Genomic DNA, 25,843 nt, shown 5'->3' on the forward strand with positions numbered 1-25,843 from the left:
CATGGCTCTTGATGTTTTTTGGACGGTATTTTTGGTTGTAGCTAATGGTTTTTTCGTGGCTGCGGAGTTTGCAATTGTCAAAGTTCGGGCGTCGCAGATTGAACTCCAGGCAAAATCAGGAAGTAAAGTCGCCAAAATAGCCAAGAATATTACCGAACACCTCGATGGTTATTTAGCCGCTACACAGCTTGGTATCACACTCGCTTCTCTTGCTCTTGGATGGGTAGGAGAGGCGGTAATGACGCGTATTGTGCATGAGTTTTTTGGGTTATTCAACGTTGAATTGACCGGAACGGTAGCAAAAAACTTAGGACACGTCCTTGCATTTAGTATTATTACATTTTTGCATATCGTCTTTGGTGAGCTAGCACCGAAATCCATCGCCATACAGCGACCAGTGGCGACCACCATGCGTATTGCTGCACCACTTCAGTTTTTCTATTATATTTTCAAGCCGATTATTTGGTTGCTGAATGGATTTGCCAATTTCTTGTTACGCTTGATCGGTATTGAAGTTAATGCACACGAGGCGCATCACTCTTCAGAGGAGTTACAGTATCTGTTGGAGAAAGGAAAAGAAAGCGGCGCACTAAATAATGCTGAACACGAACTCATAAAAAACGTTTTTGATTTTAATGAGCGCATAGTGAAGAATATCATGGTTCCGCGCACCAAGATAGTTGCGGTCGAGATTACGGATACGCCGCAAGAACTCATTAATACCGCTACAGAGGAAGGGTATTCCCGAATTCCGATCTATGACGATAATATCGACCAGATCGTGGGTATTGTACATACCAAAGATCTATTGCCGATTATTGTACAGGGCAAAGAGGTGATCCTAAAAAATATTATACGTAAACCGTATTTCATTCCCGAGACGAAGAAGATCAATGATTTGATGGCTGAATTTCAACAAAAGCGTATTCAGATCGCCATCGTTTTGGATGAATTTGGCGGTACGGCTGGAATGGTGACCCTAGAAGATATCGTAGAGGAATTGGTTGGGGAGATTCAAGATGAATACGATGAGGAAACACCAGTTGTGGAGAAAATTTCGGAAACCGAATATATGGTAGATGCCGGCGCAAGCGTACATGATGTCAATGGATATCTGCCGTTAGAGCTACCCGAAAGTTCCGACTATGATACGATGGCAGGTTTGGTCAGCCACTATTTTGAAAAGATTCCCGATGTCGGAGAAGTGCGGGAAGCAGCCGGATATTCATTCACGATTATTAAGAAAACACAACAAAACATAGAATTTGTGAAATTGGAATTGATGGAGACGCCGTACGATGATATTGATGAGGAATAGGCCTTATCGCCATAACTGACGATATGCATTTGTTTTATACGCCAACTATTGAACCCCACTATCGGGAATTTATACTCAGCGAAGATGAAAGCAAGCACGCTATTCGCGTGTTACGTTTAGCAGCTGGGGATACGATTTATTTGGTGGACGGTATCGGTGGCTGGTATACGGCTAAAATTCTGGATCCACATCCTAAGCGGACTACGTTGTCTATACTGCAGGTAGAGCAGGATTATGAAAAACCTGCTTACTATTTACATGTGGCCGTCGCGCCCACAAAAAATATGGATAGAATGGAGTGGTTTTTAGAGAAAGCCACAGAAATTGGGATACAGGAGATTACACCTATTGTCTCCACGCATTCTGAACGGAAGGAAGTGAAAACGGAGCGCTTGCATAAAGTGGTGGTCCCTGCTATGAAACAATCTCTCAAAGCTTATCTCCCGAAAGTAAATGCTGCTATTTCCCTCCAGCAGTTTTTCGATCGGGTACAATCAGAAGAATATACGACTAGGACGATTGCGCACTGTGCTGACGGTGAAAAGCAATATTTAGCGGATATTTGTCCTCCAGCAGGTAAGTATCTTATTTTAATAGGTCCAGAAGGTGACTTTTCCGAGAACGAAATTACGCAGGCGCTATCTTTAGGATATCAACCTGTTTCATTAGGAAGCAGTCGTCTCCGTACCGAAACAGCTGCATTAGCAAGTTGTTTTGAGATTGCGGTTTTAAACCGTTGATTCTTCATTTTTTTGTCTTGACACAAAAAAAGAGCTATTTTTTTTAATCAATTTTTTCATGTTCTTTTTCCCCGCGAAAAAGAACCAAAAAGCTCGTCGCTTCGGATGTTTGACAGGGAGGGAAAGTGCAAGAAAAGGGTTTCTACAGTTGTCAAAAATCCGGATGCGACAATTAAGGTTAAGGAAGGGATAGTGCACCCGCGTTGACATGAACGATCAATAATAAATAGCTACTGTGCGGATTAAAACGACCTTATATCGTTCTACGGCCATTTTTATGAAGGCTATTCCGTTAAAAACAAAATTTGTTTGACCGAAGCGAGTTTATTTTGTTTAGGAATAGACAAAGAAAAATAGCAGAACGATATTCAGTCTTGACTTTTTGTCTCCTTTTTTGTCAAGAAAAAAGGAGTAAAAGAAATTTGATTAAAGAAAACCTTCGTTTTATTTAACGAGAACAGCATCAACAATCTGAATCTCTGCATTCCCTTTTAAAGGTTCCGGATTGAATACCATTTTCCCTTTTATTTTAATGGGCTCTTCCGTAAACCTTACAGATTCACTTTTCATGAAGATTTCGACCATGGGTGGGATCCCGTTACTTCCACAAAAAGCACATTGCATGACGGGAAGTACAGATAGCATAAATGTCTTATGGTTACGGCCACTGTTTAATGGGACGAGATAGCCCGGAAGCTCTACAACTCTGTTTTCTAAGGCTTTTAGAACGGGCGGGTAGTGTGGTGTATATACCTTTTTATTGTTTTCTGTGGTCACTTTATACATCATCTTATCGACGGCTTCCCAGGTGCTGTTCATCATCGGTGTATGGTCAGGTACGTTCTCCCCAGGGAATTGCCCAATTTGGCCTTTTGCCATACCGAAGGTGAATAATGTAATAATAAACGCTAATATCGAGGTCTTCTTCATTTTTATCTAACTAATCTAATTTTCTAATTAATCTTCTCTCTCTTCATTTAGAACTCATCACTATTTTACCTCTCTGCTAAAACCGTTGAAATGGATGTTTTGTAGGCTTTAATAGCTGGAATAATCGCTGCTAAGATGCCCAGTAGACATGCAGCAAGCACTAAAATCAACTCTTGTCCATGGATGTTAAACGCTTCGATAAAATCGGCACTTTCAGTTGTTTGCTGACCGATAACATACAACGCCCCATGTCCAAACAATAATCCCACTATTCCGCCTATCAAAGTAATTACCAACCCTTCGACTAACACCAGACCGAAAAGTTTAGTTTTGGATGCACCCATGGAACGCATGATAGCAAGGTCGTATTTCCGCTCTTTCAGGGCATTATAAAGACTGATGAATACGCTTAATACCGCGATGAGCATAATAATATAGGCTAAGATCGTGAGTGAGTCTAGTCCTACACCCAATAACGAAAACAAGCGGGTACTTTCGATTGCGGGAGAAGCGGCTTGCATATCCGTAGATTCATTTACCAGCCGTGGGATTACGCCCATGGCAGCCGGCGAACTATATTTAACCAACAGCGCGGTCACTTCCTCGCCGCGATCTTCCAGCATATCCGCTCCGATACTTTTTACAAATAGGTCGTTTTGTTTTTCAGAAACCATTTCTTCATGGTCATGTCCGTCTTCGCTATGCGTATGTTCATGATCACGATGTTCGTGCGCGTGGTGATCGTGGTCATGTTGGTGCCCGTCGTGGTCGTGATCGTGTTCATGATTTTCATCACGTGTATGTCCGCTATGATCATGTGTATGGTCATGGTCGTGTTCGTGGCTATGATCGTGGTCACCATGGTGGAGCCCGTGGACATCCCACACGCTTTCCAGATTACATAGGATGAGGTTATCTACGACAGATCCCGATTTTTCCAGAATGCCGACTATTTTAAAAGGATGATCATCGTGGACATGGCCATCTTCCGACAGACCGTGAGCAGTGAAAAATTCATCTCCTATTCCCAAACCTCTTTTACGCGCTACCTCACTTCCTATTACAGCTTCAAAGGAAGTTTTCCATAGTTCCCCGTTTTGAATAGATAAACCATATAACTCCAGATAAGTGGGTTCCGTACCAATGACGCGGTGTCCTTTGAAGTTATCTCCCAAAGAGACAGGAACCGCCATTTCAATAAATGGATTGTCGCTAAGTTGGCGTGCTTGTGCCAATGCTATGTTGCCGGTAGGATTGTCTACATGGTAAAGCGAGCTCAGAATGAGTTGTAAAGGGCTCCCCTTTGCCCCAACGACAAGATCGATGTTTTTTGTGTTGCTTGTCAGCTGTTTCTCAAAGGTATCTCCCGTAATATAAATAACGCATAGTATAGCTACCCCAAAAGCGGTAAGCAGTATACTGAGCAAGGTGGAGCCCAGTTGTTGTGTAATATTTTTCCAGACGAGTTGCAAATTATTCATAGTTACAGCTGATAGGAGTTTACGAATTGATCTTTAATGCGTTTGTCGTGGGTCGCAATGAGCAGCGTGGAACCATAGGTACTAGCAATATTGAAAAGTAATTGCAGTACTAAATCGGTATTCTTATCGTCTAAGGACGCAGTGGGCTCATCAGCGAGCAGTAACCCTGGACGGTTAATGACTGCTCTGGCGATAGCAACACGTTGTTTTTGTCCGCGGCTCAGCTGGCTCGGCAATGCATGGGCTTTATCCTTTAATTGCAGCTGATCCAACATCTCGATAATCGCTTGGGCGTCCACCGAATTTTTGGCAAGGCTCTGCGCCAGCTTGATATTTTCGGTTACGGTGAGGTTTCGCAGGAGGTGTGCTTCTTGAAATATAAATCCAAGATTCTTTGCACGGAACGCATCTAACGTAGTTCCGCTCATGGCGTATAACGATTGGTTCACCAAATGAACTTCGCCAGTTGTGGGTTTGGATAGACCACTCAGTAAATGCAAGAGCGTGGTTTTTCCTGTTCCCGAATCCCCTAAGAGTAAGCTATGTTGGTTTTTTTGTATATGGATATCCGGAAATTCCAGTTTGACACCCTGTGGATATTGGTAACTTAACCCAACGGATGATAGTACCGTATCTGCCATAGTCTGTTGTGTTAAAACGTCTTAAATAATAAATTATAAAGCACTTGCTTCTTCCATATGGTTATTTGTAATGTAAGTTACTAAATAACGATTTTCTATATTTTCAAAGAAGATATACCAAGTCGTGCGGTTATTGGCTTTATAGAATACATACTTCGTGCCGTACCGGCTGAGGTTATGTGGTGTTTGTTTCGGAGGGAACTTTACAAGTTCATATTCAATGAAATCATAAATTCTTGATACGTAAATCTGTGCAGATTCTTCAAAACCAAAATATTCTTTTTCAAAGAGGACCCGGATAAGATTTTCAAGGAAATCAATGGCATCTTCCTGGAGGATAACTACTTTTTCCAAGGCAACGATTTTATAAAATCAGCTGTTTTTTCTCTTGCTTCGTTAATAGATACTCCTTTTTTCCATTCTTTTTCAAAATCAACAGAATCTGAGTCCTTGTTTTTAATCCTCTTAATCTGTTCAATAACAAAAGGATTTTTTAAAGAATTTATCCACTCGATGATTTCTTTTTTTTCAACTGCTATATCCATTTTGCTTCATTTTATCGTATTATCAAAGTTAAGGATTTTTGTTTAGAAAGTTTAATGTTTTGCCGATCAACCTCTGGTGCCCTTTGCCAGAACAACGCATTAGTTATCCATATGTGTTTGTCTTTATGGAATTATACACAACTCCGAATAAACAAATGGGGGGACGCCCGGATTTAACGAAAAAAATACAAAAATGCAGAGAGCACCGTCTTTATTGGTTCTTTGTGTAACGTTAAAACAATGTTAAGTTGTATTAATGTATAAATAATATATAGGCAACATTCAGTTAATATTAACACGGTTATTTTGCATCAGATAACAAAAACATTTGATCATGAAAAAAGTATTTTTACCTTTTTTAAGCGTTGTAGCGTTAAGCTTTGCAACAGTAAGCTGTAGCGATGACGATCCGATTACCCCAGATCCAACACCAGAAGGCGAAGAGATCGTTAAAGAGGGGGAAATTAGCGAGAACGAGACATGGACTGCAGAAAATATATATGTCTTGGACGGCCGCGTCGTTGTAAACGAAGGTGTGACGTTAACTATTGAAGCGGGTACCATTATTAAAGCTGAAGACGGTCAAGGTGCTAATGCTACTGCGCTTATTGTAGATCAAGGTGGTAAAATAATGGCGGAAGGTACAGCGGAAAATCCAATTATTTTTACATCTGTGAACGATGAGATCGCTGCTGGTGAAACTGAAAGTTCATTAGAAGTAGGTGATGCTGGACAATGGGGTGGGGTAATTATTTTAGGTAAAGCACCTATATCGGTTGCTAATGCGGATGGCATCGGTGTTATCGAAGGTATTCCCGCCAACTTGCCTTATGGACAATATGGAGGAAATGACGCAGCAGATAACTCTGGCTCATTAAAATATGTTTCTATCCGTTTTAGTGGTACTGTCTTGTCGACTAATAGTGAAATCCAAGGATTAACCTTAGGTGGTGTGGGTAGCGGTACAACAGTTGAAAATATTGAAATTTTCTCTAATAAAGATGACGGGATCGAGTGGTTCGGAGGTACAGTAAATGCGAAGAACATTCTGATATACGGTCAGGAAGATGATGGTTTGGACATTGACCAAGCATATGCAGGAACGGTAGAGAATGCGTTGGTTATCATGACTGAAAACTCAGGAAGTGCATTCGAAATTGACGGACCAGAAGGTGATATGAAGGATGCATTTACCTTTAAAAATATTACTGTAGACATGGGTAACTTTGAAGGTAAGTTGATTGCTGACTTCCGCGAGGGAGCTTTAGGTACATTAGAGAACATATTTGTACATAATGTTAATGAAAGTGGTTCAACGGTAAACTTAAATGATGAGCGATCGGTCTTAGAATTCAATGATGATAATCTGACTTTTGCTTCTTGGGAAATTGTTACCCCTGGTAATAAAACAATAGCTGATTTATTTACTTCCAAAGGAACAACTGCTCCGGTAGCGAATAAATTTACAGAAAACGCGACTGCCGTTGAAGAGGGTACTGTAGGTGCTGATGTATCTGTATTCGATTGGACATTTACTAAGTCAAAAGGCGTATTTTAATAGTTTAAGCGTGGCCTGTCCTCAATGGAAGAGGCCATACTATACAATTAAAGCCAAGAGGTCCACCTCCCTAGGACGGTAGAAGAAAAAGCTAAATGAGCTTTAGCTTTCTAGGAGGTGGATCTTCTGTAAAAAACATAAACACAACAAACTCACAAAAATACTCAAATGAACAAGCAAATTTTTTTGCTACTACTCAGTATCATTCCTCTTGCGTTATTTTCGCAAACCGGGCGAATCACTGGAACAATTACGGATGAAAATACGAATGCCACGATTACTGGCGTTAGTGTCATGACTATAGGTGGTACGCAGGCTGCGAGCTCTGACTTTGAAGGCAAATATACCATCGAAGTAGCGCCTGGTACTTATACAGTATTATTTAGCTATATAGGTTACGCAAGTAAAGAAATTACCGACGTAAAAGTAACCGAAGGCAAAGCCACGATAGTAGATATCGCGTTAGCACCTTCCTCCGATGAATTGGAGGCGGTTGTCGTATCGGTATCAGCGAGACAAAATACCGAAGCATCAATTTTAAATATGCAAAAGAATGCCGGCATAGTTATGGATGGTTTGTCTTCACAATCTATGAAACGTGTCGGAGCAAGTGATATCGCTGCTGCTGTCAAGATAGTGCCTGGGGTGTCGGTACAAGAGGGGAAGTACGTATACGTGCGTGGACTAGGCGACCGCTATACAAAGACCACTTTAAATGGGTTGGATATTCCGGGTTTGGATCCAGACAAGAACACCGTGCAGATGGATATCTTCCCCACAGGCGTATTAGAAAATATTATCGTTAAGAAATCGGCGTCTGCTGAATTGCCTGCCGACTTTACCGGGGGGGTAGTAGATATCGTGACGAAAGATATACCAACGCAGAAACAAATCGGTCTTTCTTTGTCTTTGGGTTATAACCCGAATATGCATTTTAAAGATAACTTTGTAAGTTACAAAGGAAGTGCAACCGACTTTTTGGGCTTTGATAATGGAGATAGAAAACTTCCAGTTGCTAATACTTATGAAATTCCGAATGTCGTTGTCCCTGCTAATAAATCAACCGTCGAAAGTGTAACCAAAGCTTTTAATCCGCTTTTGGGGGCGGAAAGAAAGACGAATAGTATGCCAGATTTGTCGCTAGCATTCGATTTTAGCAATCAGTATGATCTATGGGGAAATAAACTGGGGGTTATAGGGGTGTTGAATTACAAGAAAACGACTAGTTTCTACGAAGGCTATAAAAATAATATCTACCAAAAGCCGAATCAAACCGACCCGAGTTCAGAATTACGCCCTGACCAGTTGATTACAGGAGATCTAGGAGAGCAAAACGTATTGTTGTCCGGAATGTTAGGTTTAAACTATAAAACACAGCGTTCGAAATACAGTCTGAATTTGTTGCATATCCAAAATGGTGAGTCTCGATCAGCTATGTACGATCAAGTTAACCGAATTGCGAATTCGAATGAGTTGTATAAAAATGTATTAGATTATAGCGAACGTTCAATTTCTAATATCTTATTGAGCGGTAAGCACAGTAATGAGGACGCGGATTTTATTACCGAATGGAAGGTGTCTCCTTCTTTATCCCGAGTAAATGATAAAGACGTGCGTGTATCTACGTTCCTTTTGGATGGTACGGGTAATTATGTGATGGCGACAGATGCAGATTTACCCGTCCGTATATGGCGTTCGTTGGAAGAAATAAACGTGGTAAGTAAGGTCGACTTTACTAAGAAATTAGAATTTTTCGAGCGTGACGCTGCTTTAAAATTCGGCGGTTTGTACAGCTATAAACAACGGGACTATCGTATTAATGATTATCAGGTGAATTATCGGAATATTGGAAGGGGTACCGCGAATGGTGATTTTAATGCGATTCTGAGCCCAGAAAATATTTACGACGCTGATACAGATAAAGGGTTTTATATGTTAGGCAGCCCACAGGCAGCGAATATCTTTGATGCATCTCAGCACACGGCAGCTGCTTATGGTTCCTTGGAAGTTAATCCTTGGGAGAAATTTAGAGCCATCGTTGGTTTACGTGCGGAACAATACACATCCTTCTTCACGGGAGAAAATGTGGAACGTGTAACATACGATAATGTGAAGACAATCAATAATTTTGATTTCTTTCCATCCTTAAACTTGATTTATAATCCGTATTCAAACCACAACCTGCGTGCATCTTACTCGCGTACAACTGCCCGTCCTTCCTTTAAGGAGTTGTCCGTGATACAGATTTATGATCCGATTTCAAATACCTATTTTTTGGGTAACTTAGATCTGGTTCCTACATACATCAATAATATGGATTTACGTTATGAGATTTTTGGTGAACAAGCACAAATGATTGCAGTGAGTGCTTTCTATAAACGTTTTCAAGACCCGATTGAAATACAGGCGTTTTCGTCAGCTGCTAGGCACCAGTTTATTGCTCGTAATTCGGGAACGGCAGATGTTTATGGGCTCGAGTTTGAAATGCGTAAAAACTTTGGGTTCGTTTCCGAAGCGCTTCGCGACATGAGCTTTAACTTGAACGCATCGGTCGTAAAATCTTCGATTGAAATGGGCGATAGTGAGTATCAGTCACGCGTTTTATTCGCGCGAGATGGTGAAAAGGTGGATCGTAAACGTGAATTGCAAGGCCAATCACCTTACTTAGTCAATGCTGGTTTGAGTTATAATAACGGTGATAACGGTTTTGAGGCGGGTGTTTTCTATAATGTACAAGGGAAGACTTTAGAGTTTATCGGCTTCAGTCAGAACTCTGATATTTATGTCAAGCCTTTCAATAGTTTGAACGTAAACATAGGTAAAAAGTTAGGGCCGGAGTTTCGTTGGGGTACTGTCAGCTTGAAAGTAGACAACCTATTGGACAGCAAGCGTATGAGTGTATATGAAGCTTATATGGCTGCGGACCAAATTTATTCATTACGAGCACCAAGACGTACCTTCACATTAGGCTATAGCTATAATTTTTAAGCGGGTAGCAAAATCTATAAATTGAAAAGCCTTCTAAATTATTATTTAGGAGGCTTTTTGTTTAGTATGGAATGTAATGATATACGATCTCATATTCTTCTTGTCTGTTTTTGTCGGAAAGCTCGCCTAGCCCAAGGTCCCGACCCTGCGGAGTCGGTTCGCAGATAGTGTAGTAATAGCCATTGTGTTCGATACTCTGTCCAATCGGTTTGTCTAACCGCACGGCGATGGTCACATGTGTTGGGTAACGTAGTGTAACCATAGGCAAATTATAGATCTCTTTAACCAAGTAGAAAAATAAAGCCGTACGGTCATCGCAATCACTACTATTATTCAGTAGGGTTTCTTCAGGCGACATGCGTTTTTCCTGCCCGAAAGTAATGCGGTCGTCTTCAAACTCGAATGCCTGCCGGGTGAAGCGCATGAGGAAATCTATCCCTTTTTCGGTGGGGAGTCCTATCACCTGTTCCTTTAATACCGGGATCAACGATTGATAAGTTTGTGTACTCAGTGGGATATTGAAATATGTTTCAAAATCCACGATAGGGTAGTTCTTGAAAATGGAAGCCACCTCCGTATTCACCTTAACAGTAAAATGGTGTGACTTTCCACGATATGTAAACATGAGCTCTTTGTCTACATAACTGTCGGTCTTAAAATCCGGCAGCCGGGTTACCTTGTAACTAAAGCTGTGGGGCTTCGGAGCGATCAAGTCACCTATATCCGCTAGGGTGTACCGGTTGTCATGATTGAAAAGTTCGCCATAATCATGGTAATTTAAGCAGATATAGGTATTGCTATCTAACGTGAAGTAAGGAAGGTCGGCAATATCGTCTTTACTCTGTATGTAAAAAATAAGCTGATCTTCCCGATAAGCTAACCGGGCGTCGAAACCAGATTTTACCATAAAAAACCATTTGTATAAGGTGTACCGTACATAATTTTCGCCTTTTGGACTGAGTTCCTGGGCTGTTCGGCGTACCAACTGATAATACAGCCAGTCGTTCAAGTGGTATGTTTTTTTATGTTCAAGAAGTGCTTGAATAAGCGGCCCGTGATGCCCATTTTCCATGATGGCATAAAATTTTCGGATTGTAGCGCTGGAAAGCGTATCATCAAAAGGAACTTCTAAAGTGGAATCGGTGGTAAAAGCAAAGGACTCGTTAAAAAAATCAAAATGCCGTTGTTGTCCAAGACATGGTGCCGGGAGTAGCCATGTGATAGCGATAGCGAAAAACAATCGTGCGATATGTGCGAGCGGCATCGTCATTTGTTAATATATTATATACATAATATTAATATAAATTTAATAATAAAAATTTGGTGTTTTAAAAATTTTTGACATAAAAAATTGCTGTATCACATTTTTTGAAAGCTCCTGTGGGTAGTGTTTCTTCGTGTTTCGGCAGAAATAGCCATTTTGTGCATATACATTGAGCCTTCCGCAATGTCGTTAACGACTATGTACAGTGACATAATCAACAAAGCAATGTAGTTGTTGGTTTTGAACAGTGTCAAAACGAACTTGTTGCCTGACATAACGACAATGTCCTTTGAATGGTCAATGACCGCACGGGACTGTTTGGAGATGTTCCGTGCGTGGACGGCTTTGTCCCTGTAGCTGACGACAATGTCACGGGACATCGTCAATAACTCATTTGACATATTAACTATGTTCGGGGACAACGTCGATATGTCCCGTGCGTGCATCAACATGTACATGTACAAAGACACCATGAAACATACCATCGCTGTTTTCCCCGTACGCCGACGTCTTGTCGGCGTACGGCTTGAACAAGGTGCGGGGCAAGGATGCCGTTTTTGCGTATGGGATTGCGACGCATTTGCCCACCGAGACCATGAAGTTGGCCTTCTTGTTTATCTCCCTGTCCGGGATATTCGTTTTTCCCTATGCCGAAGCTAAGCTGCTGTCCATCATGCTCATTCTTTCGTCTGCCGAGATGATGCTTCGGACCATCCTGATCGCTTTGACGTATGTTGACGCCGTCTTCCCGTACGTCGATATGTTGTCTGCATACGGGGTTAACGTTTTTTTGGACAGGGGCAACGTTTCGCCATACGCCGAGAGGACTTCCCAATATGCCGACGTGAAAAAGATGGGCGGAAGGAGCGTAAAGATGGGCAACGAAATGACGTCGACGCACGACGACGTAACACTTCCGTCCGCCGGCGTCGCATTTCCGTTCGGGGGGATAAAGATATATTTTCATAAAAAACTAAAAAAATTAGTTTTTTTTTAGTTTTAGTTTTTATCTTTGAAGCTGAATCCAATTGTAAGTGTTATGAAAAAGAACAGAAATTTCTTGGGCAATTATGTAGATATGTGTACCGACTTCGGCATGAAACTATATTTCGGCCCGGATGGTGGAAAACCAAATCTCATCAATTTTCTTAACGGTCTTTTTGATGGGGAGAAGATCATCAAAGATCTCGAATATCGTCCCGCCGAGCACAATGGTACGCAGGATAAGGATCGTAAGGTCGTCTTCGACCTCTACTGCACCAGTGCGGACAGTAGTCACTTTATCATCGAAATGCAGCAGCTGTCGCAGGAGTTCTTTAAGGATAGAACGGTGTACTATACCTCTCGACTAATCAATAAGCTCGTTCCGCGTGGACACAAAGGTAATACATATGAATTGCCGGAAGTTTACTTCGTCGGTATACTAAACTTTGTTCTAGATCGATCGATACCTAATCAGTATTATTACGATGTGGCTTTGTGTGATCAGCAAAGCAAAAAAGTTTTTTATGACAAGCTAGGGTACAAGCTATTGGTCTTGGCTAATTTTAATAAGGAACAGTATGAAATTAAGAGCTATATGGATATGTGGCTGTACCTGTTTAGGCATATGGAAGAGCTGGATGAAATGCCGAAGTTTTTGGATAATCGGGTATTTGGACTTATATTTGATATCGGAAAGGTAGCAAATTTAACGGAATCGGATATGAAATTATACGAGTCAAGTTTGAAGAACAAGCGGGATGCGGAAAGTGTCCGCCTTACCGCAATTAAGGAGGGGCGTCGAGAAGGTATGGAGGAAGGTATGGAGAAAGGTCGTCTGGTAGAACGTGCCAAAGCCGAGGCAGAAAAACTAAAATATGCGTTGAATTTAAAAAAGAGGGGGCTTCCATTAGAAGATATAGCCGAAGATTTAGGGCTTACTGTTGAGCAAGTCCAGAAACTGAAGTAGCTCGTTCAAAACTCCAATACCATTAAATCTTACGTTCTGCTTAAGGCTTATAATAATAATTTTTATTCGAAATTCTCTTACTTTTTAGTTGACCTTGGTTGACCAATGGTCGTGCTTGGTCGGTAATATCCTTATTGGTAAGGTCGCCATAGAGAAAATCCTTGTCTTTCCTCAATTTATCTATGATATCCAGCACAGACTTTTCAGATTTGAAAAAATTAGTATCAATTAAAGAATTCAACCTCTCTCTTATTGCATTAGCCTTCTCCCAATATTGTTTAGCATTCTTTTTCGGCAGATCTTGAACAACAGCATTGTGCGGATAAAAGTCGTGAGGAGAAATACCTAAATCTAGCGCAATAGCATTTATTTGATCGTGGGTATACATTTCCGGTCTAAGAGGATTTTCAATGTGGCCAATATATCCATCCGTCACATCCAATATCATAGCAATATATGACTGTGATTTCTTATGATACGTTCTTATCTGAATACTTCGGTTAATGATTTCAAGCTCAAATAGAGATTTTTTGTGCATTTTGTTCGTTTTTTTTTGCAATCTCTATAGTTATGACTATATCGGACTATAGTTATAACTATAGAAATATAATTAGGTATGAATAAAGAGTAATTAGATAACTATTTTTAACACTTCAATTCGAATGTGAGGTGTTTACTTAAAGGTCTCGTTCGAGCAATGTGGTAATTGATTAGGACACGAGCGGTAAGTGAACACCTCGGTACAATATTTATATTGGGCCGAGGTATTACTGATTGTGTCTGGTAGTTTACTACCCCCGATTACCACCGGGAGCTCGAACGTCAGTATGCCTCGCGGATAAACTTATCTCTACAACGGTGTGTTACCGAAAGGACAGGGAAGGTGTATTTACTGCCATCCGGGAAGCCGGTGTATTACTTTACGAAAGCAAGGGTATGATCAGCTTTTGCCCAGAGGATGCCGAATTAATTAAGAAAAATGAAGGTCTAATAGCCTGGTGGGAGTGAAAGTCGTACATCGAGTCGCGGAAAAGACAATTATTTGTTATTTTTAACAGTAAAATATCTAATTGATTGAACTATGGCTTTTATAAAATACGCACTTTCGCTTTGTTTGTTAATCGTCAGCGTCATGGGCTTTGGTCAAACCAAACTACCGTCCACGACAGTGAAGGATATCGATAAATCAACAGCGTTCGAGGAGCTAATAGAGCTTTTTGGGGACAGCGATTATTTTATACAGAACATGGAGAAAGATGCTGGATTTATTCAAGTAAAATCTGTGATAAAACAGCGAGGTATATTTGCGAAACGAGCCGGCAATAAAATCACCCATAATATTTTGTTAAAACAAATTAGCGAGGGTCTTATCCAGATTAACTTCCAAGCCAATTTGGAAATATCGGACAGGACTGAAGATGGTTATTATTATAGGGACGAAGGCGTCTCCTATGATCCTAAAGACTATGAAGAGATACTGGGATTCATAGAATCCCATTTCGAGAATCAGTAATTCACCGCCAGTCCCACACCAAAACCCATATCGCTGTCATAGTGCGTGCGGATACCAAGGTTTCGGGTCATGATATAGCGCAAATCCAGCATATATTCTTTATCGGTATTGACCATAAAACCTGCGCGTACGCGTCTGGAGACAGGGATGTCTTCACGCATTAAGGCCAAACGAACGATGCCGTCGTGATAAACCTCCGCCTGGAAATTGACGAGCATAGGTAACGTATACCTAACCCCGACGCTAAAGGCACTTCGGTTATCTTTCTTATTTACCTGTCCGAACATATTCTTTTCCTGCTCATGGTGTCCCATTTTGCGATAACGCCAGTCAAAGCCTACAAAGGGCATGAGCCACTGCATTTTGCCAATGTACCGGCCGAAGTGAGTTTCTACCTCGTAGCCATGTTTATCGTGATAACCCAGTCTCCATTCTGTACCTAAGCTCCAGCGGGTATTTTGTAGCATTGCCTGTCCATCATTCCCGTTGGTCGCAAAATCATTTTCGGCCATGAAATGAAGCATATTGCTTTCTCGTTGTAGCACTTTATACGCTTTTTCCTTATTGGGGAGCAAATCATTTTGGTAATCCCCCACCGCAAATACACGATTCATACCCGCCATCATGTGATATAAAATATGGCAATGGAAAAACCAGTCGCCTTCCGTGTTTGCCATAAACTCGATAGTGTCTGTTTCCATAGGCATGATATCCAGCACATTCTTTAGGGGAGCATATTCGCCTTGCCCATTGAGGACGCGGAAATCAAAACCATGTAGGTGCATGGGGTGGCGCATCATGGAGTTATTGAATAGGATAATCCGTAAAACTTCCCCTTTATCCACTGGGATTTTGTCTGTTTCGGATAAAACCTTATTGTCCATACTCCATACATACCGATTCATATTCCCCGTCAATTCAAATCGAAGTTCCTTGACTGGCGCATCACTAGGCAAGGTAGTCTTGTGAAGCGATTTGAGCATGGCATAATTTAGGGTGATTGGAGTGGAGGGGCGGGGCTGTTCTTCTTGATGTTGTTGGTCGTGTCCTTGATGTGCAGTATGATCGTCGTCTGAAGTTGTTGTATGATGTTGATGTGCATCTTTTGCAGGTATTTCAGTATACATCACCGCGTTCATATCCATCTTTTGAAGCCCCATATCCATGCCCATATCGTCCATATCACCGTTCATCTTCATCATGTCGTTCATCATCTTCATCCCCTCAAAGTACCGTAGTCGGGGTAAAGGCGAAACGAGCTGGCGAATACCTTCGCCGATATAAATAGAAGCAGAACCGGAGCGATCTTCTGCTGTTGCCATCAGCTCATACGCCGTATGTTCTGCCGGAATATCGACGACAATATCATAGGTTTCCGATACACCAATAATAAGCCTATCCACTTCCATAGGAACGACATCATTGCCGTCGTTGGCGACAACGGTTATTTTGCCGCCTGCGTAGGTTATCCAAAAATAAGAAGAAGCTCCTCCATTAATAAGACGTAAACGCACGCGATCGCCCGCTTTAAACTGCGACAGTTGCTGTTCGCTTGTCCCGTTGATCAAAAACTTTTCGTAATACACATCACTAACATCCATCGCCTCCATGCGTTTCCATTCATTAGTCACTTTGGTTTTAAAATGTCCTTTTTTGATAGCTTCTGCGTAACTTTGAACCGTATTTTTTTTGATGCCGAACCAATCATTACCACTCGCGAGCATGCGTTGTACGTTATGTGGATGGAGATCGGTCCATTCGCTCAATACGATGGGGATAGTAGGGATGTCGTCAATCCCTTTCCGGGACGTTGTATCTCCGTTTCGTTTGAGAAAAATAAGCGAACCGTACATGCCTATTTGTTCTTGAAAACCCGAATGACTGTGATACCAATAGGTGCCATTTTGTTTTACCGGAAAGCGATAGATATATGTTTCGCCGGGAGGGATGGGCATTTGTGTCAAAAAAGGAACACCGTCTTCCCGATTGGGTAACTGCACACCATGCCAGTGCAAAGAGGTGGTTTCTTTGAGCTGGTTGTGCAATACGATTTCGGCGGTGTCGCCTTCGGTAAATGTTAAAGTAGGCATCGGGATCTGTCCATTGACTGCGATGGCGTGTTTTGTTTTTCCGCTATAGTTAACCATAGTATCGGTAACATACAGGTCGTATCGAACTATATGTTGGGCAACAGTAACGGAAACAGTTAATAGTAACGTGAACAGGAGGGACAGATACCGATTATACATATTCATTTTTAGATATTACGTTTTTTAATGATGTTTTCCTTGATGCGACGAGCCTGGATTGGATTGATGATGCGAATGTTCATCTGTCTTTTTATCTGCTTTAGACTGCTTCAACACGCGATCGTACTGACAGCATTCGTGCAAGCCCGTATAGACGTCATCGGGTGCCAGATATTTTTCGTTGTCGTAACCTGCCTGTGCAATACGTTTGAGGACAGCATCCATGGTGGTCTTTTCTGCATCGTATGTGATGGAAGCCCGTTGGTTATCCGCATCCCAAACCACCTGTGCTTCATTTTTTGCATGACCTGCTTTTTCGATCGTACGCTTACACATTCCGCAATTACCACTAACTTTCGCTGTCTCTGTTTTTGGATTTTTTATTTGCGCGAAGGATAGTGTAGAAAACAGCATTAAACATGTAGTGATGATATAAGATAATGTTCTCATTTTTCTGTTTTTTAGTTATTGATTTTATACGGATTCTATTTTAAACCCGGCTTTCTGCACCGACTCAATCACGTCTTGTTCGGTTGCGGTGTCGGCTACGACGGTCAGGATTTTATCTTTGTTGTTCGTGTCAACTTCCCACCCGGTCACACCGTCCAATCCATTTAGAAAGGAGCTTACGCCGGAAACACAGCCGCTGCAATTGATGTTTGTCTTGAATTTAAACGTTTTATTTTCCATGTCAATTATTTATATGTTATGCATTATGAGTATTTCTGTATGTGTTTGCTGGTGATTCATCGTTCATTACTTTTTCAGCCGTAACCGTAAACTGTTACTTACTACGCTGACACTGCTGAGGGCCATAGCCGCACCTGCAATCATCGGGTTGAGCAGGAATCCATTTATCGGATAAAGTATACCTGCTGCAATCGGGATGCCAATTAAATTGTATATAAATGCCCAAAACAAATTTTGACGGATGGTAGCCACGGTTTGTTTGGATAATTTGATGGCAGCCGGTATTTTTTTCAAATCAGAAGAAATGATGGTCATTTTAGCTACATCCATGGCAATATCGCTTCCTTTGCCCATCGCGATGCTTACATCGGCGATAGCTAACGCTGTACTATCGTTAATCCCATCGCCCACCATGGCCACCACTTTACCGTGTTTATGCAATTCCTTGACGAAATCCGCTTTTTGCTGCGGTAACACTTCGGCTTTGTAATGCTGTATACCCGTTTGCTCTGCTATAGCCTTGGCAGTGGCTTCATTATCACCTGTAAGCATATATAGTTCAATTCCCATCTCCTTTAACTCTTGGATAGCCTCTACGGATGTCTCTTTAATTTTATCGGAGATAGCCAGTACCGCAAGCGCTTCTTTATCGTTGGCAAACCAGATTACCGTTTTGGATGCTGCACTCCATGTGTCCGCGTGTTGCTGTAGTTGCGAAGCGATTTGAATACCGCTTTCCGATAATAGTTTTTTATTACCGGCATAATAATCTACACCTTGATATGTGGCTTTTGCGCCTTTTCCGGTAATACTCTCGAAAGAAGAGAGAGGAATTGTTTGTACGTTTTTTATATGTCTGACCACAGCATCTGCCAAGGGGTGCTCGGATTGTTTTTCCAGGCTGAGCAAGATCTGTTGACTGATCGGATCGTTATGTAACCATTGTATATCCGTTACTTCGGGTTTTCCTTCGGTAATCGTGCCTGTTTTGTCCAAAATAATAGCGTTAACTTTTTTTGCCAGTTCCAGACTTTCAGCATCTTTAATGAGAATACCCTGTTCAGCCCCTTTTCCTACACCCACCATAATCGCAGTAGGCGTTGCTAATCCCAATGCACACGGACAAGCGATAACTAAAACGGTGACTGCCGCTAAGAGTCCATGTATAAGCCCTTCACTACCATCCAGTACTAACCATAGGATAAATGTGAGGATCGCAATGCCGATCACGATCGGAACGAATACGCCCGCAATTTTATCGACTAACTTTTGTACAGGCGCTTTACTGCCCTGCGCATCTTGTACCATTTTAATGATTTGGGCTAGCATTGTTTCTTTCCCGACTTTGGTAGCCTTGAACTGAAAACTGCCTTTTTGATTTATTGTTCCGGCAAATACTTTTTCATTCTCTTTTTTCTGTACGGGAACAGGCTCGCCACTGAGCATACTTTCGTCCACATAGGAATTACCTGAGGTAACCATCCCGTCGACCGCAATTTTTTCGCCCGGTTTGACCAATATCACATCGCCGGCTTTTACATCGTCAATGGCAACTTGCTTTTCTGTGCCATCTGGCTGCACGAGAACGACGGTCTTCGGTTGTAACCCCATCAGCTTTTTAATAGCGGAGGATGTATTGCCTTTCGCTTTTTCTTCCAGTAGCTTACCTAACAAAATAAAAGCAATAATAACCGCTGCCGCTTCGAAGTATACGTGTGGTTCTAGATTTCGCGCCAACCAGAATTCCGGAAATAGCATATTGAATACACTAAATATATAGGCTATTCCCGTACTGAGTGCCACAAGGGTATCCATATTTGCTGAGCGATGTTTGGCTTGTTTCCACGCGTTGACAAAAAAGTCTTTACCTAACCACAACACGACCGGAGTTGAAAAAAGCCACATGATTTCGTTGCCGTAAGGCATATGCATAAAAAACATACCGATAACAACGACGGGCAGTGCTAAGATAATGGCCCAGATGGTTTTGTTTTTTAGCTTTTTATATTTTTTCTCATGGATCGCTTCGAGCGTTTCCTGTTGCGCGCTTTCGTCTTCCAGGAACAAATCATAACCAACGTCTTGTAATGCTTTTTGCATGGCAGCAGCATTGGTCATACTAGGAAGGTACTCCACCGTTAAGGTGGCGTTTGCAAAATTTACGGATGCATTTAATACGCCTGGCAAGGCTTTTACCGTACTTTCTGAACTAACAGCACACCCAGCACAAGTCATATTCAAGACCGGGAATGATTGCTTCACCGTGGTCACGCCATAACCGAGATCTTTGATGGTTTTGATGGCATTGTCTACAGCGGATACATCGTTTACCACGATTTTAGCCTGTTCGTTATTTAATTCCACACGATGACTTTCGACACCTTCTACTTGTGCCAAACCTTTATCGACAATCATAGCACAATGCTCGCTATGTACACCTTCCAATGGAAGAGCTATAGTTTGTTTGTTGTCATTTGCCATATCTTTATCCTCGTTATTACAAGAACAAAATTCGGCATAAACGGTTGGTTATCTGTTACACTATTTTGGGAAAATGTTGTAAGATTTACGGCCTTTATACCTCATCCAGTGGCTTCCGCTTATCTTCTTTTATTTGCTTAAAATGGCTCGGTGAGAGCCCTGTAACCTTTTTAAATTGATTGCTTAGATATGCTACACTAGAGTACCCCAACTGATAAGCAATCTCACTAAGCGACAGTTCGTCATAGACTAACAATTCCTTGACGCGTTCAATTTTTTGAGCGATATGATATTTTTCAATGGTGATTCCCTCCACTTCGGAGAAGAGATTTGAGAGATAATTGTAATCGTGGTGCAATTGATCGGCTAGAAAGTCTGAAAGATTAGTGTTTCTTTCACCGTTTTCGCGTACCCATTGTATAACAGTGGCTTTTATCAGCGCAATGAGTTGACTTTTTTTATCATCGATTAACTCAAATCCTAACGGCTCTAATACAGATGCTAGACGTACACGTTGTGTATCATCTAATGTCTCCTTTACATCGACTTCTCCGAGTTTAATCGCTTTTATATGAAAACCAAGCTTTTCTATTTCTTGTCGCACCACCATGATACAGCGGTTGCATACCATATTTTTGATATATATCGTCATATTTTATGTGTTATATGGACTCATAGCTATTTTACAAAAGAACGAAGAATAATATATTTTCATCTTCTTTTTCTCCGCGAAAAAGAAGCAAAAAGCTCGTCGCTTCGGATCTTTGACAGAAAAGGAAGTGCTAAGGATGGATTTCTACAGTTGTCAAAAATCCGGATGCGACATTGAATATTAAGGGGAGATTATGCGATTGTATTGTCTCATTCTTAACCTCTTAATGCCACATGTAAAATTTTGATGTCTGTAGAAATACCATTTTTGTACTGCCCTTTGTATCAAAATTTTTAAGTGGCGATTTTTTTTGCTTCTTTTTTTGAGGGAAAAAAAGAAGAAGATAAACCTTATCTTTACCCCTTATGGAGATTTTACATTCGCGAATATACGGAGAAGATCAACCGGGCACGCCATTGTTGGTGATGCACGGTTTATTTGGTATGTCAGACAATTGGGGAAGTTTCGGCCGGGAGTTCGGAGAAAAAGTGCCGGTCCATTTAATTGATCTACGCAACCACGGTCATAGTTTTCACGATGACGAGATGTCGTTGTCTGCCATGGTAGAGGATCTGGCAGCTTACATACAACATCACGGCCTTCAAGAGGTCGATATTCTGGGACACTCTCTGGGAGGCAAGGTGGCGATGCAATATGCAGTTTCCAAGTCGACTAATATCCATAAACTGATCATTGCGGATATTGCGCCCAAAGCGTATCCTCCGCATCATCAGAAAATAATAGAAGCCCTGAAAGCAGTAAAGATGGAAGAGGCAAATAACCGCGGAGACGTGGAAGACCAATTGCGCCAATATCTGAACGAAACAGGCGTTATCCAGTTTTTGCTTAAGAATGTTTATATAAAAGAAGACAGAACGTTAGATTGGCGTTTCAACTTAAAAACCTTAACCGAAAAATACGCGGAATTTATCACGGTGGGTGTGGAGCCGGGCGTGTATGAGGGGGAAACGTTATTCCTGTCTGGCGAGAAATCAAACTATATCCTAGAAGAAGATTATCTGTTAATCAAGGAGATGTTTCCGAATTCTGAAATTAAAACCGTTCCTAAAGCAGGTCATTGGGTACAAGCTGAGAATCCCAAGGCGTTCAATGAGCTGGTTACGCAATTTTTAGGCTAGGGGTTCCTATTTCTAGAAGGACAATGTATTAAATCAAGTAAAAACTATATATGAAGCAAGTACGTAATTTACTCCTCGTGGCCATTTTACCCCTTGGTATGATGGGCTGCGGAGAAAGGCAAACAACACAAGAAACACAGGAGACCGATCACGCATGGGAAGTGGCAGACAGTATTCGTACATTAATTGTAGAGCCGACCTTTGCGAAGAAAGATTTTGTAATCACAGATTATGGTGCTAGTGCCGATAGTACGGAACTTAGCACGACAGCTATCAACAAAGCTATAGAGGCATGTCATCTCGACGGCGGTGGACGCGTCATCATTCCTCAAGGAACATTTTTGACGGGTGCCGTCCATTTGAAAAGCAATGTTAATTTGCATTTGGAAGATGGGGCGAAATTGTTGTTCAGTCGGAATACCGAAGACTATAAACCATTGGTCAAAACCCGTTGGGAAGGAATGGAATGCATGAATTACTCGCCTTTGATTTACGCTTACGGTCAAGAAAATATTGCTATCACTGGAAAAGGTGTCCTCGATGGAAATGCGAATAATGAACACTGGTGGCCCTGGAAAGCGAAGAAGGAACACGGCTGGGTTGAAGGGATGGATAACCAGCTTGCCGCGGTAAAAAAACTTACTCAGCAGGTGAAAGACGGAACTCCCGTAGAAGATAGGGTATACGGAGACGGACATTTCTTACGTCCGCCTTTTATTCAGCCCTATAACTCTTCCAATATTTTAATAGCGGATGTAAAGATTATCAATGCACCTTTTTGGAATATTAATCCGGTATTATGCGAGAATGTTACGGTACGGAATGTCAGTGTGGTTACCCATGGTCCCAATAACGATGGCTGTAACCCCGAATCCAGTAAAAATGTGTTGATAACCGGCTGTTATTTCGATACGGGTGATGACTGTATCGCTATTAAATCAGGTCGAAATGAAGATGGCCGTTCTATCGGACGTCCCGCTGAAAACCATATCATCGAAAACTGTGAGATGAAAGATGGTCATGGGGGTATCGTCATCGGCAGCGAGATATCCGGAGGAGCTAAAAATATATTTGCTCAAAACCTAAAGATGGACAGTCCTGAGTTGGATCGCATATTGCGTATAAAAACAAGTTCATTGCGTGGCGGCGTTATTGAGGATATCTATATGCGTAATGTCGAAGTCGGCACGTACAAGGAAGCCGCCGTTTTGGTGGATATGTTCTACGAAAACCCAGGTGATTTTATGCCTACTGTGCGCAATATTACGGTGGAGAACCTTAACGTTAAAAAGGGAGGGAAGTTTGGGGTCTTAATTAATGCTTATGAAGAATCTCCAGCAGAAAATCTTAAGATTATCAACTCCAATATTGAAGGTGTAGACGTACCTATTCAGGCAAACTATACCAAAGGTATGAAATTTGATAACGTAACGATCAATGGAAAATTGGTAAGTGAAGAAGATGTACAATCGTCTTCTGAAGCCGAGTTCGAGACCTTCTAACAATAACGAATAGTCGTTATAAAACAAATGGCGGACATTTCTTATGTTCCGCCATTTGTTTTACTTAATAGGGTGTTGATCTATCCAATTTCGTAAGATATTCCAATCATATATATGGAATACCTTGCCGTTGCTCATGGCAACAAATATGCCATTTGGAAACTGACTGCCAAAATTTACGTTCAAAGCATCTGCACCGTCGCATTCCACCGTAGATACAGGTATGTCGGCAATCAACGTGTGTTCGTGGGGATTACCCGTTTCACCTTCTCTCTTATAGACTAAAAAAGTATTGTTTTGCTGATTGGAAACCAAGATGTAGCCGGTCTTCTCATCCTTCTTATAGATCGCTATCCCTTCATGATCCCGTTCGGCATCTTCTTGCGCAAAGAAAGCGAGTTCTTCGTTGCCCTTTTCTGGATCGGCATAGTATTTTCTGACTCCTGCTGTTTCATCGGAACAATACACATATCCTAATTCATTATCTACGGCAATGGCTTCGATTTCTTTTTTCCCACTGTATGCCCCAAATTTACGGATAACTTCTCCAGATACTGTACCATCGTTGTTAACGAGCAGATTATATTGCCACAGGTAGCTTCCTGAAGGCCCAGTCTTACGTCCAACAATCGCCTGGATTTCGACATGGGTGGAATCGATTTGTTTCGTATATAATGCGACCCCCATACCATCCCGTTCCTCTTCACCGGTTTCTCCTTCAAAAATCGGAATGCCTCCGTTGTCGATAGGTGTCAGTTCGGGAAGGGAAAAGACGCGGAGGCGGTGCGCTTTACGTTCTGTCGTCACCGCAATATCGGTTTTCTTTCCATTGATCAATAATCCATAGGCTACATCGACATTGTTTGGACGTTCCATATCAATGTACTTGTTTACAATTTTCCCTTGCAAATCATAGGCATACAATCCGCCACCAACTTCCTTGTCGGTTCCAATGATCAGACTTTGTGTCGGATCTTCAGGGTTCACCCAAATAGCAGGGTCATCCGTGTCATTTGGTGTAGGTTCGGTAATAATTGTTGGCTTAATGGCGTTGTCTGCTACCGGAGCCATACTGTCTTGACAGGCGCTTGTCAAGAGAAGGAATGCAGACCAAATAAATAACTTGTTCATCGTACTATTTTTATGGTGAGTCTATTTAGTTAATTCATACTTATGTAGCACTTTTGCTCCTGTTTCATTTGCGCGGACTGCCTGTACCAGTATTTTATTATCTTGTATAGAAAACGTCAGGAAGCCAGGTTCTGCAGCAGCGAAAATAGTCCCTTCACGATTTCCAGATTCGCGCACTTCACTAGCGGCACCAGAAAGAAACTGCGTAGTAAAGCGGCCTTTAGGTTTGATGATCTGTAAATCATGCTCATGGCCACATATATAGGCATCAACCTGATGTTTATCAAACAGGGATGCGAATTTCTGTTCAAAACCGCGGGTATCTTCGCTGTCCTTACGCTTTCCGCCAGAATATAAAGGATGATGCCCGACTACAATCTTCCATTTTACCTGCGTGTCTTCCGTATTAAGCTGCTCAATTAACCATCGTGATTGTTTTGCAGTATCTTGTTTTGATAGATCCGCGTACTTCTCCACATCATCATGGTAATCATCAATGTAAGGATTAGTATCCATCACAATAAGAAGCAGTTTCTCGTTGTCGTTTACTTCGAATGTTTGGCTGTAGTACCGCGCAGGCATATTCCATCGTCTGCTGATATGGGAATAATCGATCTGTGCCTGGACATTTCCCCGATAGTCATGGTTGCCCAGCGCGACGTACCAATCCATATACAAACTAGGATCTGTATAAATAGTTTCAAAAGAAGATATCCAATGATAGTCTGTTGTGCTTGCGACGCCGTTGGGATAAAAATTGTCGCCTACCGAGACGATAAACTCCGCATCAAGCGCCACAGTCGCGTGTCCCAATTCTCGCGCTACGTCTCGTTGGTAATAGTTGCCGACGCGGCCAAAGTCACCGAGTACGATGAAACTATAGCTGTCTTCGATATAGGTTAAATCAGGGATGTTTTTCCCCTTATACCCGGTCTGCTTTTCGTATTCGAAAGGGGATACCTGTCCGAATGTCAAAGCGAGGTTGAAACTAATAATAGTTGTTAAAAGTATTTTTTTCATCTTATTCCGTATTAACACCAAAAACCAACAGAGGTATTTCTTTGCTGGCT

24 protein-coding genes are annotated in these 25,843 nt (G+C 41.7%); 9 read left to right on the forward strand and 15 right to left on the reverse strand.

The window, feature by feature from the left end; genetic code table 11:
• The first annotated feature begins 1 nt into the window (after nt 1).
• Both G5B43_RS06885 and G5B43_RS06890 read left to right on the forward strand, forming a co-directional pair.
• Nucleotides 2–1,318: a hemolysin family protein gene (locus G5B43_RS06885; protein WP_165293958.1), complete on the forward strand. Its 1,317-nt coding sequence runs from the start codon at nt 2–4 to the stop codon at nt 1,316–1,318.
• Between the two features lie 23 nt (nt 1,319–1,341).
• Nucleotides 1,342–2,058, forward strand: coding sequence for a 16S rRNA (uracil(1498)-N(3))-methyltransferase (locus tag G5B43_RS06890; protein WP_165293959.1), 717 nt, complete (start codon nt 1,342–1,344; stop codon nt 2,056–2,058).
• A gap of 444 nt (nt 2,059–2,502) precedes the next feature.
• Here G5B43_RS06890 and G5B43_RS06895 read toward each other — a convergent pair whose 3' ends face one another.
• From G5B43_RS06895 to G5B43_RS06915, 5 genes are all read right to left on the reverse strand, one after another.
• Nucleotides 2,503–2,988, reverse strand: a complete 486-nt coding sequence (locus G5B43_RS06895; RefSeq protein ID WP_165293960.1) for a hypothetical protein — start codon at nt 2,986–2,988, stop codon at nt 2,503–2,505.
• Nucleotides 2,989–3,053: 65 nt separating this feature from the next.
• Complete coding sequence (locus G5B43_RS19490; protein WP_165293961.1) at nt 3,054–4,469, reverse strand: ABC transporter permease; 1,416 nt, start codon at nt 4,467–4,469, stop codon at nt 3,054–3,056.
• 2 nt (nt 4,470–4,471) lie between these two features.
• Complete coding sequence (locus G5B43_RS06905) at nt 4,472–5,110, reverse strand: ABC transporter ATP-binding protein (protein ID WP_165293962.1); 639 nt, start codon at nt 5,108–5,110, stop codon at nt 4,472–4,474.
• A gap of 33 nt (nt 5,111–5,143) precedes the next feature.
• Nucleotides 5,144–5,464, reverse strand: coding sequence for a hypothetical protein (locus tag G5B43_RS06910; RefSeq protein WP_165293963.1), 321 nt, complete (start codon nt 5,462–5,464; stop codon nt 5,144–5,146).
• Nucleotides 5,452–5,655: a hypothetical protein gene (locus G5B43_RS06915; protein WP_165293964.1), complete on the reverse strand. Its 204-nt coding sequence runs from the start codon at nt 5,653–5,655 to the stop codon at nt 5,452–5,454. The genes G5B43_RS06910 and G5B43_RS06915 overlap by 13 nt, the downstream gene beginning before the upstream one ends.
• Nucleotides 5,656–5,989: 334 nt before the next feature.
• Between G5B43_RS06915 and G5B43_RS06920 the strand changes: the two genes are divergently transcribed.
• Nucleotides 5,990–7,213 (forward strand): hypothetical protein, encoded by a 1,224-nt coding sequence (locus G5B43_RS06920; RefSeq protein WP_165293965.1) that lies wholly within the window; start codon nt 5,990–5,992, stop codon nt 7,211–7,213.
• Between the two features lie 168 nt (nt 7,214–7,381).
• Complete coding sequence (locus G5B43_RS06925; RefSeq protein WP_165293966.1) at nt 7,382–10,201, forward strand: TonB-dependent receptor; 2,820 nt, start codon at nt 7,382–7,384, stop codon at nt 10,199–10,201.
• A 61-nt stretch (nt 10,202–10,262) separates the two neighbouring features.
• Here G5B43_RS06925 and G5B43_RS06930 read toward each other — a convergent pair whose 3' ends face one another.
• Both G5B43_RS06930 and G5B43_RS06935 read right to left on the reverse strand, forming a co-directional pair.
• Nucleotides 10,263–11,471 carry a hypothetical protein gene (locus G5B43_RS06930; RefSeq protein ID WP_240904777.1) on the reverse strand — a complete coding sequence of 403 codons (1,209 nt, stop codon included), beginning with the start codon at nt 11,469–11,471 and terminating at the stop codon, nt 10,263–10,265.
• 439 nt (nt 11,472–11,910) lie between these two features.
• The gene (locus G5B43_RS06935; protein ID WP_165293967.1) at nt 11,911–12,432 is read right to left on the reverse strand and encodes a hypothetical protein; all 522 of its coding nucleotides are present in this window, start codon (nt 12,430–12,432) and stop codon (nt 11,911–11,913) included.
• Between the two features lie 72 nt (nt 12,433–12,504).
• Here G5B43_RS06935 and G5B43_RS06940 point away from each other — a divergent pair, with 72 nt between their 5' ends.
• Nucleotides 12,505–13,416 carry an Rpn family recombination-promoting nuclease/putative transposase gene (locus G5B43_RS06940; protein WP_165293968.1) on the forward strand — a complete coding sequence of 304 codons (912 nt, stop codon included), beginning with the start codon at nt 12,505–12,507 and terminating at the stop codon, nt 13,414–13,416.
• A gap of 40 nt (nt 13,417–13,456) precedes the next feature.
• Here G5B43_RS06940 and G5B43_RS06945 read toward each other — a convergent pair whose 3' ends face one another.
• Complete coding sequence (locus tag G5B43_RS06945) at nt 13,457–13,954, reverse strand: helix-turn-helix domain-containing protein (RefSeq protein WP_165293969.1); 498 nt, start codon at nt 13,952–13,954, stop codon at nt 13,457–13,459.
• A gap of 320 nt (nt 13,955–14,274) precedes the next feature.
• Between G5B43_RS06945 and G5B43_RS06950 the strand changes: the two genes are divergently transcribed.
• Both G5B43_RS06950 and G5B43_RS06955 read left to right on the forward strand, forming a co-directional pair.
• Nucleotides 14,275–14,424, forward strand: coding sequence for a hypothetical protein (locus G5B43_RS06950; protein ID WP_165293970.1), 150 nt, complete (start codon nt 14,275–14,277; stop codon nt 14,422–14,424).
• A 73-nt stretch (nt 14,425–14,497) separates the two neighbouring features.
• Nucleotides 14,498–14,929 (forward strand): hypothetical protein, encoded by a 432-nt coding sequence (locus G5B43_RS06955; protein WP_165293971.1) that lies wholly within the window; start codon nt 14,498–14,500, stop codon nt 14,927–14,929.
• Here the strand turns inward: G5B43_RS06955 and G5B43_RS06960 are convergent.
• The 5 genes from G5B43_RS06960 to G5B43_RS06980 form a co-directional block, all read right to left on the reverse strand.
• Complete coding sequence (locus G5B43_RS06960; RefSeq protein ID WP_240904778.1) at nt 14,923–17,178, reverse strand: multicopper oxidase domain-containing protein; 2,256 nt, start codon at nt 17,176–17,178, stop codon at nt 14,923–14,925. The two genes, G5B43_RS06955 and G5B43_RS06960, sit on opposite strands and share 7 nt — an antisense overlap.
• A 24-nt stretch (nt 17,179–17,202) precedes the next feature.
• Nucleotides 17,203–17,628 (reverse strand): heavy-metal-associated domain-containing protein, encoded by a 426-nt coding sequence (locus G5B43_RS06965; RefSeq protein ID WP_165293973.1) that lies wholly within the window; start codon nt 17,626–17,628, stop codon nt 17,203–17,205.
• Between the two features lie 24 nt (nt 17,629–17,652).
• The gene (locus tag G5B43_RS06970; RefSeq protein WP_165293974.1) at nt 17,653–17,868 is read right to left on the reverse strand and encodes a heavy-metal-associated domain-containing protein; all 216 of its coding nucleotides are present in this window, start codon (nt 17,866–17,868) and stop codon (nt 17,653–17,655) included.
• A gap of 66 nt (nt 17,869–17,934) precedes the next feature.
• The gene (locus G5B43_RS06975) at nt 17,935–20,349 is read right to left on the reverse strand and encodes a heavy metal translocating P-type ATPase (RefSeq protein ID WP_165293975.1); all 2,415 of its coding nucleotides are present in this window, start codon (nt 20,347–20,349) and stop codon (nt 17,935–17,937) included.
• Nucleotides 20,350–20,443: 94 nt separating this feature from the next.
• The gene (locus G5B43_RS06980) at nt 20,444–21,001 is read right to left on the reverse strand and encodes a helix-turn-helix domain-containing protein (protein ID WP_165293976.1); all 558 of its coding nucleotides are present in this window, start codon (nt 20,999–21,001) and stop codon (nt 20,444–20,446) included.
• Between the two features lie 365 nt (nt 21,002–21,366).
• Between G5B43_RS06980 and G5B43_RS06985 the strand changes: the two genes are divergently transcribed.
• Together G5B43_RS06985 and G5B43_RS06990 are read left to right on the forward strand one after the other, a co-directional pair.
• Nucleotides 21,367–22,140 carry an alpha/beta fold hydrolase gene (locus G5B43_RS06985; protein ID WP_165293977.1) on the forward strand — a complete coding sequence of 258 codons (774 nt, stop codon included), beginning with the start codon at nt 21,367–21,369 and terminating at the stop codon, nt 22,138–22,140.
• Nucleotides 22,141–22,190: 50 nt separating this feature from the next.
• Nucleotides 22,191–23,642, forward strand: coding sequence for a glycoside hydrolase family 28 protein (locus G5B43_RS06990; protein ID WP_165293978.1), 1,452 nt, complete (start codon nt 22,191–22,193; stop codon nt 23,640–23,642).
• A 60-nt stretch (nt 23,643–23,702) separates the two neighbouring features.
• On the opposite strand, the gene G5B43_RS06995 is transcribed toward G5B43_RS06990, so the two are convergent.
• Nucleotides 23,703–24,773 (reverse strand): phytase, encoded by a 1,071-nt coding sequence (locus tag G5B43_RS06995; protein ID WP_165293979.1) that lies wholly within the window; start codon nt 24,771–24,773, stop codon nt 23,703–23,705.
• A gap of 21 nt (nt 24,774–24,794) precedes the next feature.
• The gene (locus G5B43_RS07000; protein WP_165293980.1) at nt 24,795–25,793 is read right to left on the reverse strand and encodes a metallophosphoesterase; all 999 of its coding nucleotides are present in this window, start codon (nt 25,791–25,793) and stop codon (nt 24,795–24,797) included.
• Nucleotides 25,794–25,843: the final 50 nt, after the last annotated feature.

It is taken from the genome of Sphingobacterium sp. SGR-19 (genome assembly GCF_011043555.1).
Taxonomy (GTDB): domain Bacteria; phylum Bacteroidota; class Bacteroidia; order Sphingobacteriales; family Sphingobacteriaceae; genus Sphingobacterium.